This is a genomic window from Microcoleus sp. B3-A4 (assembly GCF_036705385.1).
Classification (GTDB): domain Bacteria; phylum Cyanobacteriota; class Cyanobacteriia; order Cyanobacteriales; family Microcoleaceae; genus Microcoleus.
Genome location: NZ_JAUBUI010000012.1, coordinates 20,800 through 35,967 on the forward strand (window position 1 = coordinate 20,800; position 15,168 = coordinate 35,967).

Sequence of the window (15,168 nt, forward strand, 5' to 3'; positions counted from 1 at the left end):
CTCTTGATTCTTTAATTCGCGCAGGCAGACTTTGTATGTCAAGGCGCAAATTATATTCGCGCGGTTGAATCGGTTTGGGCTATCAACTGATTTTCCTGCCGCAGGTAAGCTTGAATAAACGGCTCTAATTCGCCGTTCATCACATCTTCGATGGCGGTTGTTTCCACCCCAGTACGCAAATCCTTGACCATTTGGTATGGGTGAAAAACATAATTGCGAATTTGGTTGCCCCAAGCCGCCTCCACCATGTCGCCGCGAATCTCGGCAATTTCCGAAGCCCGCTGTTCCTTAGCAATCACCAACAGCCTAGCCTTGAGTAATGCCAGAGCTTTTTCCTTATTTTGCAACTGACTGCGTTCTTCAGTGCAGCGGACGGCCAAACCAGTAGGAATGTGAACGATGCGGACTGCGGTTTCTACCTTGTTAACGTTTTGCCCGCCCTTGCCGCCAGCGCGGGAAGTCGTGATTTCCAAATCTTTTTCTGGAATGTCCAACTTGACGGATCGATCGAGAATTGGCATCACTTCGACGCCCGCAAAACTGGTTTGACGCTTGTCGTTAGCATTAAAAGGCGAAATTCTGACCAAGCGGTGAGTGCCTTTTTCCGATCGCATATAACCGTAAGCGTAACGGCCGACAATTTCCAAAGAAGCCGATTTAACACCTGCTTCCTCTCCCTCGGAAATTTCCATTAAATGTACTTTGTAACCTTGACTTTCCCCCCAGCGGGTATACATCCGCAGCAGCATTTCCGCCCAATCTTGAGCATCTGTGCCGCCGGCCCCGGCGTTAATTGTCAAAACGGCGCCGCCTTCATCGTAGGGCCCCGATAGTAATTGTTGCAGTTCCCACTGGTCGAGTTCGCGGGTTAACTGAGAAAGACTCGATGAGGCTTCTTGGAACAGCGACTCGTCGGCTTCTAACTCCAGCAGTTCTAAAATAGCTTTAGCATCTTCCAAGCTCGTTTGCCAGCCGCGGTATTGGTCTAAATGAGATTTGAAGTCATTAAGTTCTTGGAGGGTTTCTTGAGCTCGATCTTGGTCGTCCCAAAATGCTGGTTGGGCGCAGATTTGCTCTAAGTCTTGAATTTTGGCTGTAAGTGCGGGGATGTCAAAGATAGTCCTGGGTTGTACCCAGTCGATCGGACAAAGTTGCGATATTGTGTTTGATGTCTAGAACTTCCACTGTGAGTTCTCCTAGTTGTGGGGTGTATTTTTGAGTTTAGCTGAAATTTTGCTCTAAATGTGCAAATCCATTTTTCAGTAGCACACCAGCTTTGATAAATGAGTCAATTTTGCCGTCGAGTACCTCGGCGACGGCTGTTGTTTGGATTCCTGTACGGAGATCCAAAACTTTGCCCTGGTTCGGGCTGTAGCTGGCAAATTGATATTCCCGAATTGGTTGGTTAAGGACTGTTTTTAGGCGATCGCACTGAAGGTCTGCAAGCTGTGGAATTCCTTGCCTTTGCATAATAGCAAACAGTTTGCTGGTGAGAACCCCCAAAGCTTTTTCTCTCTTTTTCGGTTGATTAGATATTGCCGAAATACCAGTCGGAACATGAACAATCTCCACCCAAGGTGAGACGCCCCAACCAATCTGATCGTGAGGATGCCAGATTATTTCTAAATCCTGCTGTGGAATCTCCAGTTGTACATCCATTGGCAGAACTTCCACAATCACTGGAGTCGGCAGATTTTTGGTAATATCAAAAGGCGATGTATCTTTCACTAGATGCGCTCCCGTTTCTGACTTTAGATAGCCGTAAGCGCCACGTCCGTCTATTGCCAAAGTTGCAGAATTAATTCCTCTACAACAACCTTTACCTCGCCCATGCCCATGTTCAATTGACAGAACTCTATACCCTCGGTTTTCTCCCCAACTAGCATACATTGTCAGCAAACTTTGTGCCCAGTCCGGAGCTTCTGCTGCATTAATTATGAGGTAGGCTCCATTTTTGTCATAAGGCCCGCTCAATAATTGCTCTAGTTCATATTCATATTCTTCTAGAATGGGGTTTAGTTGAGCTAAATTAGTTTGAAGTTCTTGCTCTAGTTCGTCGTCTGCTTGAAATTCGAGCAACTCAACTGCTGATGTAGCATCTGCTAAATAAGTTTGGCACTGGTTGAGTTTTGCCTGGTAGGATTCGAGTGATTCTAGTTCTTGGAGTATCCGTTCAACTGTGTTTATGCTGTGGTCAGGCTCCGGCTGTGCTGCTAACTGTTCAAACTTTTGGTTTTTGGCAGTTAATTCTGAGTTAAAGACAGTGTTGTCTGACTGTTAGGCAATCGCCCAATGTTTCGATGTGGTGTTTGATGTGTAGAATTTCCACGGTTAGTCCTCATGGTTTTGAAGTCTTTTACAAATTATAGCTGAAATTAGGATATTTCAACAAAATGTTATTGTTTCTTCGTAATTAGATATCCTGCGAACCTGTTGAATTGAAAATTTTACCGCATTAAAAATTAAAAAAAATTGCTATAATCTAAAATCAGGTTAACGATCTAGATGGGAGTTAACTGCCATGATTTCCCCAGAACTAAAATTCAGCTTGCCGTCCACCGAAGACCTGCCCTGTTCGGACGATACCCCTGTGGATAACGAAGACCAGAATCTGCTGCCGAACCTATTGTTGTTTGTCCTCACCAGCATTTGGTCGGCTCGCATGGATTGGTACTTTGGGGTGGATATGGCCGTGTATCACACCACAGGAATCAGTCCCAAAGTGCCGGTCGTCCCCGACGGGTTTCTCAGTTTGGGGGTGGAGCGCCGAAAAGGAGGCAAATCTCGCCGCAGCTATGCTGTCTGGGAAGAAAACGAGGTTGTGCCGATCTTAGCATTGGAAATGGTGTCTCACAAACCCGGTGGGGAGTACGACGAGAAAATGTCGATTTATGCCGGGTTAGGGGTTTTGTACTACATTATTTACAACCCCGAATTTTGGCGGCGCGATCGGCATCAACCGTTTGAAGTCTACAAGCTGATTGACGGGCAGTACCAGCAGCAGATTGGCGAACCCTATTGGATGCCAGAAGTAGGACTGGGCATGGGGCGCTCGGGGCAACTTATTGGGGGCATCGAGCAAGAAATTCTGGTTTGGTACGACGAGTCAGGAAATGTCTATCCCCTGCCCGATGCAGCGGCCGGGCAGATGCGAGAGGAGTTGAGGGTAGAACGACAGCGAGCCGAACGCCTAGCTGAGTATTTGCGATCGCAAGGGATCGATCCCGATAACCTGCCTGAATCGTGACATGAAATTCGATCGGCTTGAGCGCATTCTTCCTTGTGACTAATGACTAATAACTAATGACTAATGACTTCTTAGATATACTGCGAACCTGTTGAATTGAAAGTTTTACCGCATTCGTGAGCGCATACGTCCAACCTTTTGGAACAGGAAAAACTTTTTGTGAGGTCTTCGCGAAACCAATCTCTTGCGATCGCATCTTTCACCGATTGAGTTCTGAGAGAATTAAAGCCATTTCCGTACTTTTCAATTAAAGCCAGCATTTGCGGTCTGTAAGTGTGGTTATAAACAGCGTATTTAGTATGGCTTACCCAACAGCAAGGCCAGAGTTCCGCTTCAAAACTGATAAAAATCTCTTTGCTGGCTTGAGTTTGGCAGCTAATTTCTACATTTCGGTAGTAATTGTTTAGGCTACCAAATGTTTCTACAGCTTGGATAAATTGGTCTCCCTGGGGATTTTTATATTGTTCCAACGATGGGGGTTGAAGTTCTTCGGTGGCTGGCTTTGATGGGACATAGGGAGTTGGTTCTGGTGCTTGAGAAGTTTCGATAGCTATAGCTTGATACCAAGCATAATTTGCTTTTTCTGGTTGCCCCAACTGCGTCAAAACTTTAGCTAAATTGCGATAAGCTCCGGCAAAATTGGGTTTAAGCTCGATCGCCTTTTGGTAATAAGCACTAGCTGGCTGCCACTGTTGCTGTTGAGCATAAAGACTGCCGACATTAGCATAAACTTCTGGAAAATTAGGCTGAATTTTGAGGGCTTTTGCGTAACAGTCGGCCGCTGCTTGCATCTTCCCCAAACCTTGAACAGCATTGCCTAAAGTTTTCCAGGCTGCTGCAAAATTAGGTTGAATTTTCAGGGCTTGTTGGCTGGCTGCGATCGCATCTGATAGCTTTCCTTGTTTCAAACATTGTTCAGCTTGTTGGTGCAACCCAACAGCCGTCTGTGTTTGATTTTGAGGGGCTGACGCATTAGTTGTTGCTGGTTGGTTGGGGCGATCGCTCTTAGCCTCTACCTGAGAGTTTTCTGCCTTCTGAGGCTGTTGATTGGCGGACTCTTTGTCATAAATCTCTTTCGCCGCAAAACGAGAAGTAGCTTTCGGTACAAACTCGACAAATCCTAATTTTTGGGCTAAATCCCGTGCTGCTTCTACTTGATGCTGGTTGTGTTCAAATATCAAGTAGTGCCATACAGCTTTTCCGCCTGCTTGGATAAAGGCATTAACAGATTGCATTATCCTGTCCCAGTTGGTATTTTGGCGGTAGATGCTGTTAGTATCTGCCAACCCGTCGATACTAAAAATTACGCGATCGTGTTCTCCTGTCATCGCCTTTGCCAGGGCTTGCCACCAGTCTGGATTGCGTCCGCTACCGTTGGTGTACAGGCTGATATGAGGAACTCCCATGCGGTGCAAATACTCGATCGCCGGAATTGTGGTATTGCTAGTCATAGCATCGCCGTAGTTGCCGCACATATACACCAAATCCAACTGAGAGCAAAACTCTTGTGGGAAAATTCTCTCAATATCCTCGATCTTTAATTCCGCCCCCGGCAAAATCGGGTTGTCGGTGCGGGGACACTGAGGACAAGCTGCATTGCATCTGGAGGTAATTTCTACGCTGACTATCCTAATATCTTCATATTTTAAGTACATGAGTTTTCCCCAATTAATTTGTGATTAATATTGAAATCGCGATCGACACAATTAGATAACAAGAGATTTGATTGAGTGATTAAAAAGTAAAATTATACCTCATGCCTGCAGGCTGTGAACACGATATAAGTTTTTTGTATGAGGGACAGAGGAGGCGATGACGACTATCTTGATTCCAAATCTTAATAAAAAAAACCGCAGCCGGATGTCGATCGAGCCGCGGTTTTTTTTTAAGCTAAAGTTTCAATCAATCGCGGCTGTTGATAGCAATCAACAGGCGCAGAATGAAAATGAACAAGTTGATGTAGGTCAAGTACATCGACAGAGCGGCGGGTAAATACTGGTCGTCGCGGTAGCTGCGGGGTAATATGTAAAAATCGACGATCGCAGCGCCGGCAAATATAAACACGCCGATGCCAGAAATGCCAATTTCCAACCAGGTTGGGGTGTAGACGCCAAATAGTGAGAGCAGAAACTGACCGCCAACGACGACTAACAAAGCAATCACACCTAAACTGATAGTTTTGGTGAGGGCCATGCCGTCTTGTTCAGAAAGGTTGGAGCCAATTTGGCGGGCGGCGATAAAGGTAATGCCGCATCCGAGGGCTGCAAAAGCGATGCCGGAGATGCCGACGCCTTGGGTTCTGAGGGCTGTAAATACCAATCCGCTGAGGGTGTAGCCCGAAAGCAGGCTGTAGGTTGCCAGCAGGGGTAAAGCGGTGTTTTTGTTGCCTTGTTCGGCGGCACCGCGGGCGACGAAGAATAGAATTAATTCTACGACGATCGCGGCAATGAATGTGGGAAAGAAGATCCCGGGATAGTTGCGGATCACTCCCAGGCCCCCGTAGGTGCCGACAGCAGTTAAGACAAGTCCGCCGCCCACGAAGGGGAGAGCGTTGGAGATGACGTTCGGGCCTACCAGCGCGTGGTTTTTGGCCTCGCGCACGGCTTCGCGGAAATTGCTAGTGTTACTCACGAGGATTTACCTAATTTTGGCTGAGAATTGCTATCTATCATTTTGACAGCTTTACACTTTGTTTGCAAAATCTGAAAGAGTTTAAAGATTTGATAAAGAACGGGGGTGAAATCACTCCCAACCAGGGATCGATTGTTTATAATCGACTGCGTACAGGTCTGGGCCGTGTCGCTGTCTCGCACCGTTGCGCCTCGCTGCAAAGCTATAGAGTGTAAAGGGCCGGCGCTATCTGCAGCCAAGGGCTAGCTTAAAGTCGATCGACTCACAGATAGCTGAAGTCAATCAATTTGGGAGGGGGGATTTACGATTGGGATTAAGGAGTATATGCTAGAGGCAGGGGCCACAGTTGATTTTAGGTTTTTGATTTGCGACTTAGTTGAAACTAGGGACCAGAAACTTCAATAATCTAAAATATAAAATATAAATAAAATCTAAAATCTAAAATCGGTTCCGTTAATTGCTAAGGTAGCTCAGACAGTAGCTCAGACAGTAGCTCAGACAGAGGATACCCATAAAATTAATGAATAGATCGAGTTCTATCGACAAACTGCTAAATAGGTAATGTCCAATGCCCACCTTTTTTGATCGCAAATTATTGCCCCCTACAGCCGGGATTTTATTGGCTGCCGCCGCCGTTATTTCCAGCGGTCAAGCTGCCGTTGCAGCTAATGTCCGAGCCGTTTCTACCGCTGCTTCATGGCAGGGTTCAGAAAATTTGCTGCTGGCTCAGACCGGTCAACTCCCCCAAGGTACAACTTCTTCAACCCCCAACCGGGGGACGGCAAACCGCGTACCTCTGCCCGTAAGAATTCCAGAGCCTTCGACGGTGGTAGGGTTGGGTTTAGTTGCGGGTTCGCTGGCGCTGAGTCGCCGGAGAGTGAGAGTTAAAAATTAGACTTTTTTTGGCAAAAAGTCTAATTTTTGGATTTTTAACCGCAGATAAACGGAGATAAATCCGGGTATCAGGATTTTAGCCGATCGCGTCGCGCAGAGCATTTTTAGTCATAGCTGCGATCGACTGTTCGGTAGCTTTGGGCAAGTGATAGTATTTCCCTCCAGAAGTCTTGGCCAATTCCTTCGCAAAGCCAGTCGAAATAAACTTGCTCTCGGTATCAATCACCAGCAACTGCATTCCCAACCCGCGAATTTTGGCAGCAATTTCTAACAATTCCTGCTTAATATCAGGCTTTTCTCCATCTACAATCGGTTCGCCCAAAGAACGAGCCAAAGGAATATTACCGCGTCCGTCAGTAATGGCGACAATCGCAACTTGACCGATATCTCCAGACTGCCGCGCGTTGACTCCCACCCGCACTGCTTGAGTCAAACCGTGGGCCAGGGGGGAACCGCCTCCGCAGGGCAACCGTTCCAAACGCTTGCGGGCCAAGGCTATTGAGCGAGTCGGCGGTAGCAGCACTTCTGCTTGTTCCCCGCGAAAGGGAATGAGAGCAACTTGGTCGCGGCTTTGATAAGCTTCAGTGAGTAGCTGCATGACTGCACCTTTGGCGGACTGCATTCGGTTGAGGGCCATCGAACCCGAAGCATCGACGACAAATACGACTAAAGCTCCAGCTTTTCTGGCCAAGCGCTTCGCCCGAATGTCTCCCTGCTCCACAAATACACGGCGCTGAACCCCCTCTTGCCCCCCCTTGCTAAGGGGGGGTTGGGGGGCGTTAGAATTCCTGTCGCGGCGGGCTTTTTGGTAGGGTGCGGCGGCTCTGAGGGTCGCGTCAACGGCGATGCGGCGGACGGGGCCTTTGGGTAAAACTGGCTTGACGTAACGGCCTCTATCTTCGGAGAAAATGGTGCTTCTACTGCCCGATTTGCCTTGGCGGTTGGCGGCTTGGGCGAAGAAAAGCACGCTGGGGTCGAGAATTACGCCTTCGGGGTCGAAGAGAAATTCTTCGGGAATGGTATCTTTTTCTGGTTCTTCTTCAGGTTCCGGGTTGTCTTCATCCTCTTGGTCTTCTTCGTCTTCTTGCTCGTTTTCTGGTTCGTCTTGTTCTTGTTCTGACTGCTTTTGGGGAGGCGGTGGGGGTGGAGGAGGAGGAGAGTTTTCGTCTGGGGGAGTTTGGATGATGGTGGCGCGGGGTACGATGACTAATTCTACGGCGCGGCGCAGGTCTTCGGCGTTAACTTCTGTGCGTCCTTCGATGGCGGCGGCGGCTTTGGCGACGCGGACAGCGAATATTTCGGCGCGGTGTCCTTGAACGCCACCCCGGATGGCTTCTTCTACTAGGTAGGCAATTTGTTCGCGTTTAATGCTGACATCTTTGAGCCATTCTCTGGCTAGGATGATTTGGGTTTTGAGGTTGTCGGTGTCTTCGCTATATTGATTTAAAAATTCTTGGGGGGAGCTGGAGTAGGATAAAGCTTGTTCTACTGCATAGACTCTTTCTTCTATTTCGAGTGCTGCGTCGGCTGAAAGTACGATCGCGATGCGATCGAGCAAATGTTCTCTCAGCGGCCCTTCTTCGGGGTTGTAGGTGGCGATAAATAGAGGTTTGCAGGGGTGTTGGAAGCTAATGCCTTCGCGCTCTATTTGGTTGCGCCCTTCGGTTAATACTGTTAGTAATTGGTTGGAAATGTTGTCGTCGAGGAGGTTGATTTCGTCTACATATAGTACGCCTCGATTTGCTTGGGCTAGGAGTCCGGGTTGAAATACGGTTTGACCGAATTTTACTGATTGTTCGACATCGACTGAACCTAAGAGTCTGTCTTCCGTGACACCCAAAGGAATTTGAATGAATGGTGTGGGAATTATTTCAGTAGTTAAGGAATTAGTATCGGTGGTGTGGGCATCTTGCCCGCCATTTTCTGGTAACAAGCCTGATGCCTGTTCTGCAAGAATATCATTAGGTTCGGCGTTGCAAAAAGAATCTTTAACAATTTCAATGGGCGGCAGTAATGAGTGCAAGGCGCGGGCCATTACTGATTTTGCTGTCCCGCGGCGGCCTGCGATCGCAACTCCTCCCAATCCGGGATCGACTGCTGCTAACAGCAGGGCTAATTTGATTGCTTCTTGCCCGACTACGGCGGTGAGGGGAAAGGCTGTGGTGGAAGGGCTAAGGTTGGCTGCGGGCATAGGATTTTCGGATGTAAAAATTTGAACTTAATGTTTAGCTTACTTCTTGGAGTATTTTAACTTCTTGCGGCAGAATCACGGTAAAAGTTGAGCCGACTCCTATTTCTGATACTAACTCGATTTTGCCTTGCAGCAGCGTGACGAGCCGCGATACTATTGCTAATCCCAGGCCAGTGCTTTCGGTGGGAAAGAGCTGTTTGGCTGCTTCTCCTGCTTGAAAGAAGGGGTCAAAGATGCGCTTTGTATCTTCCGGGGCGATGCCAATGCCGGTATCTGTAATTGCGATCGCCCACTTTCCGTCTCCAGCAGGGTGGCAACTTAATTCGATGCTACCAGATTCTGTATAGCGAATGGCATTGCTCACCAGGTTGATCAGAATTTGTTGCAGCCGCTGTGCGTCGGCGATTACTTGTGTTGGGGCGCAGTCGCTGGTAACAGCGAGCTTTAATCCTTTAGCATCAGCAATTGGCTGCATCATTTCTACTACGGTGTTAATTACAGATTGTATATTAGTGGGCCGCAGGTTAAGTTTAATTTTTCCGGCCTCGGCGCGAGAAAGTTCTAGTGTGTCATTAATCATGCGAAGCAAGTGTCTGCCGTTACGCAATACTCGCTCGATGTGTTCGATGCCGGGGAGGGTATCTTTGACTTCAGATTGCCATTTTTCTTTTCGCAGAAATAGTTCGGAATAACCAATAATTGAGTTGAGAGGAGTTTTAAGTTCGTGAGCCAAATGGTAGACGTTTTCTTGATGGACGCTGACAAGGCGAGAGAGTTCTTGATTGGTGAGTTGTAACTGAGTTTGGATTTGTTGAAGTTCCTGCAGCCTCTGAGCGACGTAGCTGTTAAAACACTGGGCAATTGCTTCGTCTACTACGGCATCTATCAGCCTGAAAGCTCTGAATACGTCGGCAGTGGTTCCTGCTAGCAATTCTGATTCTAACTGCGAGAATATTACTTGACGCAATAAGTGGTATTCCCGCGCTACTTCTGCTGCATCGTAGCCTTGTTCTGCTCTGAGAAATCCGTGATCTAAACTGGCTTGAATTATTAGTTTTATTTCGCTGTTTTGATATTGGGAAAGCACTGTAGCCATCGCCGCCAGCAGGTGAGGTATGTGATTTTCGATTGCTGAGTGCGGTAAGCCACCAGCGCTTTCAATGTTCCGATCCTGACGAACTGCTTCAATCCAGTTCTTGACGATAATATCGGTTTTTTCGGCGAGCACTTGGCTGTAGTCCATAATGTCTGCGTGGGGGTTGAGTTTGGCAGAGATTGCCCATGCTTCATTGTAGTTGAGCGATCGCCAGATCGCCATATCAAACTTTGGGCGATCGCGACCCTGCCGAAAGAAGTAGTTTTGAGGTGATTTCTTCCCTGTGCCGGAGAGCTCTTGATGACTTGTTCCCAGCTTGTTGCTGCCAAAATCAGCACTTAAATTTATTGACAGAAGAGCCAGAAAGTAGTATAGTCACTCGAACCGACACTTTTTAATTTTTAAGTTCTATTATTTTCAGGGGACTAAATGGAAAACGTGCAAGCTGTAATTGCTGCAACAACATTTATATGTGTAATTTTCTTAATAATTACAGAATGGATACACCTCACAGTTGCGGCATTTCTGGGAGCAGTGATTCTGGTTTTTACCCACGTGATGACGTTAAACAACGCGATCGAATATATCGGTCGGAGTCACGCCACGCTGGGCTTATTTTTCGGAGTCATGGTAATGGTGAGAGCCTTTGAGCCTACCAAAGTATTTGAATACTTGGCAACTCAAATGGTGCTTTTGGCTAAAGGCAAAGGCAAAAATCTCTTGCTGGGTATTGTCGCAATTACTACGCCAATTTGTTCTGTTTTGCCCAATGCCACGACAGTCATGCTGCTAGCACCATTAATTCCGCCAATGGCAGAAGAAGTCGGTGTAGATTTTGTGCCGTTACTGATTTTAATGGTATTTGTAGCTAACAGCTCGGGACTGCTGACAATCGTGGGCGATCCGGCGACATTCATTGTCGGTGATGCTATTAACATGAGCTTTACAGATTACCTGGTAAAGTTAAGTTTGGGCGGGGCGATCGCATTAGCAGTGATAGTAGTTATGTTGCCTTGGCTTTTCCGCGACATTTGGCACAAGAACTTAGACGATTTGGAACATTTGCCGCGCCCAACAATTAATCACCCGCGAGTCTTAGGAGTGGGCGGTGTAATTATAGCTTTCGTGCTGACATTTTTTGTAATAGGAGAGTCTCTGCCCGTGCCTATTTCACCGGCAGCGGTTGCTTTGTTGGGGGCTGCTTTGGCAATGCTTTTAGCTCACCATTCCAAAATTGATTCTGTTAATAATATTTTGCGGGATTTAGATTGGAGTACGCTGCTATTTTTTATGTCTATCTTTGTGCTGATTGGCGGTTTGGAAAAAACCGGAGTTATCGCCAGTATATCTGGAATATTAGCAGTGATTTTAGGTAAGAATATTTTTCTTGGTTCTTTAGTTTTGTTATTTTTTGTGGGTTTGATGTCGAGCGTGGTGCCAAATATTCCCTTGGTAGTGGCGATGGTGCCACTACTAAAACAGTATGTTGTCAATACCGGGCTCGCACCTGCTGAGGTGCTGGCTCCGGATTTTGCAGGGCAGTTTCCACCTGCTGTGCTGCCGCTGTTTTATGCGATGATGTACGGAGCAACTTTAGGCGGAAACGGCACTTTGGTAGGAGCTTCTTCTAATATAGTCGCGGCGGGAATTTCTGAACTGCACGGGCGCCGGATTTCTTTTCAAACTTTTCTGCGTTACGGGCTGCCTGTGATGGCGGTGCAATTAATAAGTGCGGCTGTTTATGTAACTCTTCGGTTTCTGATTTGAAGAAGTCATTAGTCATTAGTTGGCAGTTGGCAGTCAACAGTCAACAGTCAACAGTTAACAGTAATCTAAACTCCATCCAATTCTAAGGGAAAAATTACAGTGAAGGAGGAGCCAACTCCTACTTCAGAAACTAATTCGATTTTACCTTGCAAGAGCTTGACTAATCGAGCGACAATTGCTAGCCCTAAGCCGGTACTGTCAGGAATGCCAGAGCTCAGGGAGTTGTCGGCTCGAAAATAGGGTTGAAAAATCCGATCGCAGTCTTCGGGAGCAATGCCAATTCCTGTATCGGAGACAGTTACTGTCCAATATTTATCTGGCAAAAGTTCGCTTTTTATTGTAACAGTACCGGCTGTGGTGTAGCGAATGGCGTTGCTCACCAAGTTGGTGATAATTTGCTGCAAGCGCAAGCAATCTGTCACCACTTTATCGTCTGAGAGATGGCACTCAACAGCTATCTCTAAACCTTTGGCTTTCGCTAAAGGCTCGATTATTTCGACAACAGTGGCGACTACATCTGGCAGGCTGATTGCAGTTAGCTGTAACTTGATTTGTCCGGCTTCGTACCGCGAAATTTCCAGAGTATCGTTGATCAATCTCAGCAACAGCCGGCCGCTGTTGAGGACTCTATCAATATGCCCTATATTGGGAACAGAACCTTTAATTTCGGAATAGTTTTGTTGCTGGCGCAAAAACAAATCTGAGTAGCCGATAATAGAGGTGAGGGGAGTTTTTAATTCGTGTGCTAAGTGAGATAAGTTCTCTTGATTGGCGCGAACTAAGCGAGTCAGTTCTTGATTTGTAAGTTGCAATTGGTGTTGCAAATCCTTTAGTTCTTGGAATCTTTCCTGGGTAAAGGTTTGGAAACATTTAGCAATTACTTCGTCGAGCGCAGTGTCAATTAAGCGGTAAGCTCTGCTGACTTCTCTGGCAGAGGCTTTGAACAATTCTGGCTCTAAAGCCTCGAAAATTACCCAGCGCAGCAAGCGGTATTCTCGCGCAATTTCTTCGGCGTCGTAGCCTTGTTTTGCCCTGAGAGTTCCGTGTTCTAAACTTTTTTCTACGAGTGTGCGAATGTCGCTCTCTTGGGATTGGGAAAGCATCGTTACGATCGCTTGCAGTACCATGGGAACGCTGTCGCGCACGCCATTGTAGGTGAGTTCCTTAGCGGTTTCGAGTTGGTCGTCGGAGCGTACAGCTTCGATCCAGTTTTGTATAATTATGTCGATTCGATCTTGCAGCGCGAGGCTAAAGTCTCTCATGGCTCAAGTAGAGAAATAAGTGGGCGATCGCATTTTATCTCTCTAAGCTAGTTTAATAATTAACTTTTTGAATTGTTTGTCAACTTTTGGGCTTCGCCGAGCGCCAATGGCTACTCCTAAAGACATATTGACAAAATTAAATGCTCGTCCTAATTTACATTAAATTGGCTTAAAAAGTCAAGCCTAATCCAGCAGTGGGCGATCAAATCAAGCGTGTGGCTGGAGCGGAGGAACCAATTTTCGGGGCGAATCTCTACAGGATTAAAAGCAAAGTTAAAACTTGCCAAATTTGAGTGTTGTTTTTGATTTTGAAATCGAAGGAGAAGGACATCTCTGAGTCCTAGCCCGTCAGCTAACTTCGCAGACATTGAGAAGATACTGAAAAGCCAAATTTCTGAAAAAGATTGTTTGCCTTCGTCAGTGTCTCAGGTTGGTATTGTTCAAGATTTTTGTACCTGCCCTGACTCTGAAGGAGATGGAAATGTTCATACAGCTTAATTTATCTGCGATCGCACTTGCAGGAGTTGCAACGTGGAAGCGGGTAAAACCCGTTGTCATCCGAGATGCAGTTTTGTTGCCGGCGGCTGGTTTTGACTGCACGGGCGCCGGATTTCTTTTCAAACTTTTCTGCGTTACGGGCTGCCTGTGATGGCGCTGCAATTAATAAGTGTGGCTGTTTATGTAACTCTTCGGTTTCTGATTTGAAGAAGTCATTAGTCATTAGTTGGTAGTCAACAGTCAACAGTCAACAGTCAACAGTTAACAGTAATCTAAACTCCATCCAATTCTAAGGGAAAAATTACAGTAAAGGAGGAGCCAACTCCTACTTCAGAAACTAATTCGATTTTACCTTGCAAGAGGTTGACTAATCGCTCGACAATTGCTAGCCCTAAGCCTGTACTGTCCGGCATCCCAGAAGCCACGGAGCTGTTGGCTCGAAAATAGGGTTGAAAAATCTGATCGCAGTCTTCTGAAGCTATGCCAATTCCTGTATCGGTGATGCAGAGACTCCAATGTTTGTCTGACAATAATTCGGTTTTTATGGTAATAGTACCAGCTTGAGTGTAGCGAATGGCGTTGCTTACCAAGTTGGTGATAATTTGCTGCAAGCGCAAGTAATCGGTCATAACTTGATCGAGAACCGGATCGCACTCAAGAGCAATCTCTAAATTTTTTGCTCTGGCCAAAGGCTCGATTATTTCGACAACAGTGCCGATCGCCGATCGCACATTTGTAACACTTAGCTGCAATTTTATGCGTCCCGTGTCGTACCGCGAGATTTCGAGAGTATCGTTAATTAATCTAAGTAATAGTCTGCCGTTGTTGAGGACTTTATCAATATGTGCCAAATTGGGAGCCGAATCTTTAACTCTAGGATTGTTTATTTGGCGCAAAAACAATTCTGAGTAGCCAATAATAGAGGTGAGGGGGGTTTTCAATTCGTGAGCTAAGTGAGATATATTCTCTTGACTGGCGCGAAGTAAGCGAGTCAGCTCTTGATTTGTAAGTTGCAATTGGTTTTGCAACTCCTGTAGTTCTTGCAATCTTGCCTGGGTATAGGTTTTGAAACAGTCAGCAATTCCTTCGTCGAGGGCAGTGTCAATTAAGCGATAAGCTCGGTTCACTTCAGCGGCTGAGCCTTTTAGCAATTCTGGCTCTAAAGCATCGAAAATTACCCTCCGCAGCAAGCGATATTCCCGCGCAATTTCTTCGGCATCGTAGCCTTGTTGTGCCCTGACAGTTCCGTGGTCTAAACTTTCTTGTATGACTGCCCCAAAGTCGCCCTCTTCTGATTGGGACAGCATAGTTACGATCGCTTGCAGTACGATGGGAAGGCTGTCGCGCACGGAATCGTAGGTGAGTTGCTTGGCGGTGCCGATTTTATCGTCGCCCTGAACAGCTTCGATCCAGTTTTCGGTAATTATATCAATTTTATCTTGTAACGCTTGGCTAAAATCTATCATTGCTTTTATATAAATCAAGTAAGCGATCGCATTTTATATCTCTAGATTAGTTTAATACTTCACTTTTTGAATTTTCTTTCAACTTTTGAGCTTTGCCGATCGCCAAGTGCTACTCC

At 46.5% G+C, this 15,168-nt stretch carries 11 protein-coding genes, 1 pseudogene and 1 riboswitch; of the genes and pseudogenes, 4 read left to right on the forward strand and 8 right to left on the reverse strand.

Annotated features, from left to right (window positions below; translation table 11 throughout):
* Nucleotides 1-50: 50 nt before the first annotated feature.
* Nucleotides 51-1,185, reverse strand: a protein-coding gene (gene prfB, locus QUB33_RS08130) for a peptide chain release factor 2 (protein WP_333349273.1) whose coding sequence is annotated in 2 segments (ribosomal slippage) — nt 51-1,112 and nt 1,114-1,185 — 1,134 coding nt in all. Because the reading frame shifts where the segments join, the coding sequence is not laid out codon by codon here.
* Nucleotides 1,186-1,221: 36 nt separating this feature from the next.
* Nucleotides 1,222-2,229, reverse strand: a pseudogene (locus QUB33_RS08135) (PCRF domain-containing protein); the annotation flags it as partial.
* A 292-nt stretch (nt 2,230-2,521) separates the two neighbouring features.
* Here QUB33_RS08135 and QUB33_RS08140 point away from each other — a divergent pair.
* Nucleotides 2,522-3,247, forward strand: coding sequence for a Uma2 family endonuclease (locus QUB33_RS08140; protein WP_333349275.1), 726 nt, complete (start codon nt 2,522-2,524; stop codon nt 3,245-3,247).
* A gap of 71 nt (nt 3,248-3,318) precedes the next feature.
* On the opposite strand, the gene QUB33_RS08145 is transcribed toward QUB33_RS08140, so the two are convergent.
* Together QUB33_RS08145 and QUB33_RS08150 are read right to left on the reverse strand one after the other, a co-directional pair.
* Entirely contained in the window at nt 3,319-4,902 is a 1,584-nt protein-coding gene (locus QUB33_RS08145) for a tetratricopeptide repeat protein (protein WP_333349278.1), read from the reverse strand.
* A gap of 247 nt (nt 4,903-5,149) precedes the next feature.
* Complete coding sequence (locus tag QUB33_RS08150) at nt 5,150-5,878, reverse strand: Bax inhibitor-1 family protein (protein WP_333349280.1); 729 nt, start codon at nt 5,876-5,878, stop codon at nt 5,150-5,152.
* Nucleotides 5,879-6,446: 568 nt separating this feature from the next.
* Between QUB33_RS08150 and QUB33_RS08155 the strand changes: the two genes are divergently transcribed.
* Nucleotides 6,447-6,773 (forward strand): PEP-CTERM sorting domain-containing protein, encoded by a 327-nt coding sequence (locus QUB33_RS08155; RefSeq protein WP_333349282.1) that lies wholly within the window; start codon nt 6,447-6,449, stop codon nt 6,771-6,773.
* Between the two features lie 75 nt (nt 6,774-6,848).
* Here QUB33_RS08155 and bchD read toward each other — a convergent pair whose 3' ends face one another.
* Together bchD and QUB33_RS08165 are read right to left on the reverse strand one after the other, a co-directional pair.
* A complete protein-coding gene (bchD, locus tag QUB33_RS08160) occupies nt 6,849-8,963 on the reverse strand; it encodes a magnesium chelatase ATPase subunit D (RefSeq protein ID WP_333349284.1) in 2,115 nt (704 codons plus the stop codon).
* A gap of 34 nt (nt 8,964-8,997) precedes the next feature.
* Complete coding sequence (locus QUB33_RS08165) at nt 8,998-10,281, reverse strand: HAMP domain-containing sensor histidine kinase (protein ID WP_333349285.1); 1,284 nt, start codon at nt 10,279-10,281, stop codon at nt 8,998-9,000.
* Between the two features lie 207 nt (nt 10,282-10,488).
* Between QUB33_RS08165 and QUB33_RS08170 the strand changes: the two genes are divergently transcribed.
* Complete coding sequence (locus QUB33_RS08170) at nt 10,489-11,826, forward strand: ArsB/NhaD family transporter (RefSeq protein ID WP_333349287.1); 1,338 nt, start codon at nt 10,489-10,491, stop codon at nt 11,824-11,826.
* Between the two features lie 65 nt (nt 11,827-11,891).
* On the opposite strand, the gene QUB33_RS08175 is transcribed toward QUB33_RS08170, so the two are convergent.
* Complete coding sequence (locus QUB33_RS08175) at nt 11,892-13,088, reverse strand: HAMP domain-containing sensor histidine kinase (protein ID WP_333349288.1); 1,197 nt, start codon at nt 13,086-13,088, stop codon at nt 11,892-11,894.
* 170 nt (nt 13,089-13,258) lie between these two features.
* Nucleotides 13,259-13,470, forward strand: a riboswitch (cyclic di-AMP (ydaO/yuaA leader).
* Between the two features lie 99 nt (nt 13,471-13,569).
* Between QUB33_RS08175 and QUB33_RS08180 the strand changes: the two genes are divergently transcribed.
* Nucleotides 13,570-13,737 (forward strand): hypothetical protein, encoded by a 168-nt coding sequence (locus QUB33_RS08180; protein ID WP_333349290.1) that lies wholly within the window; start codon nt 13,570-13,572, stop codon nt 13,735-13,737.
* A 121-nt stretch (nt 13,738-13,858) separates the two neighbouring features.
* On the opposite strand, the gene QUB33_RS08185 is transcribed toward QUB33_RS08180, so the two are convergent.
* A complete protein-coding gene (locus QUB33_RS08185) occupies nt 13,859-15,052 on the reverse strand; it encodes a sensor histidine kinase (protein WP_333349292.1) in 1,194 nt (397 codons plus the stop codon).
* Between the last annotated feature and the right edge of the window lie 116 nt (nt 15,053-15,168).

Bases quoted from the DNA above. Each gene is read 5' to 3' on its own strand.
- QUB33_RS08140 (WP_333349275.1), top strand. From the start codon at position 2,522: ATGATTTCCCCAGAACTAAAATTCAGCTTGCCGTCCACCGAAGACCTG.
- QUB33_RS08145 (WP_333349278.1), bottom strand. From the start codon at position 4,902: ATGTACTTAAAATATGAAGATATTAGGATAGTCAGCGTAGAAATTACC.
- QUB33_RS08155 (WP_333349282.1), top strand. From the start codon at position 6,447: ATGCCCACCTTTTTTGATCGCAAATTATTGCCCCCTACAGCCGGGATT.
- bchD (WP_333349284.1), bottom strand. From the start codon at position 8,963: ATGCCCGCAGCCAACCTTAGCCCTTCCACCACAGCCTTTCCCCTCACC.
- QUB33_RS08165 (WP_333349285.1), bottom strand. From the start codon at position 10,281: ATGGCGATCTGGCGATCGCTCAACTACAATGAAGCATGGGCAATCTCT.
- QUB33_RS08170 (WP_333349287.1), top strand. From the start codon at position 10,489: ATGGAAAACGTGCAAGCTGTAATTGCTGCAACAACATTTATATGTGTA.
- QUB33_RS08175 (WP_333349288.1), bottom strand. From the start codon at position 13,088: ATGAGAGACTTTAGCCTCGCGCTGCAAGATCGAATCGACATAATTATA.
- QUB33_RS08180 (WP_333349290.1), top strand. From the start codon at position 13,570: ATGTTCATACAGCTTAATTTATCTGCGATCGCACTTGCAGGAGTTGCA.
- QUB33_RS08185 (WP_333349292.1), bottom strand. From the start codon at position 15,052: ATGATAGATTTTAGCCAAGCGTTACAAGATAAAATTGATATAATTACC.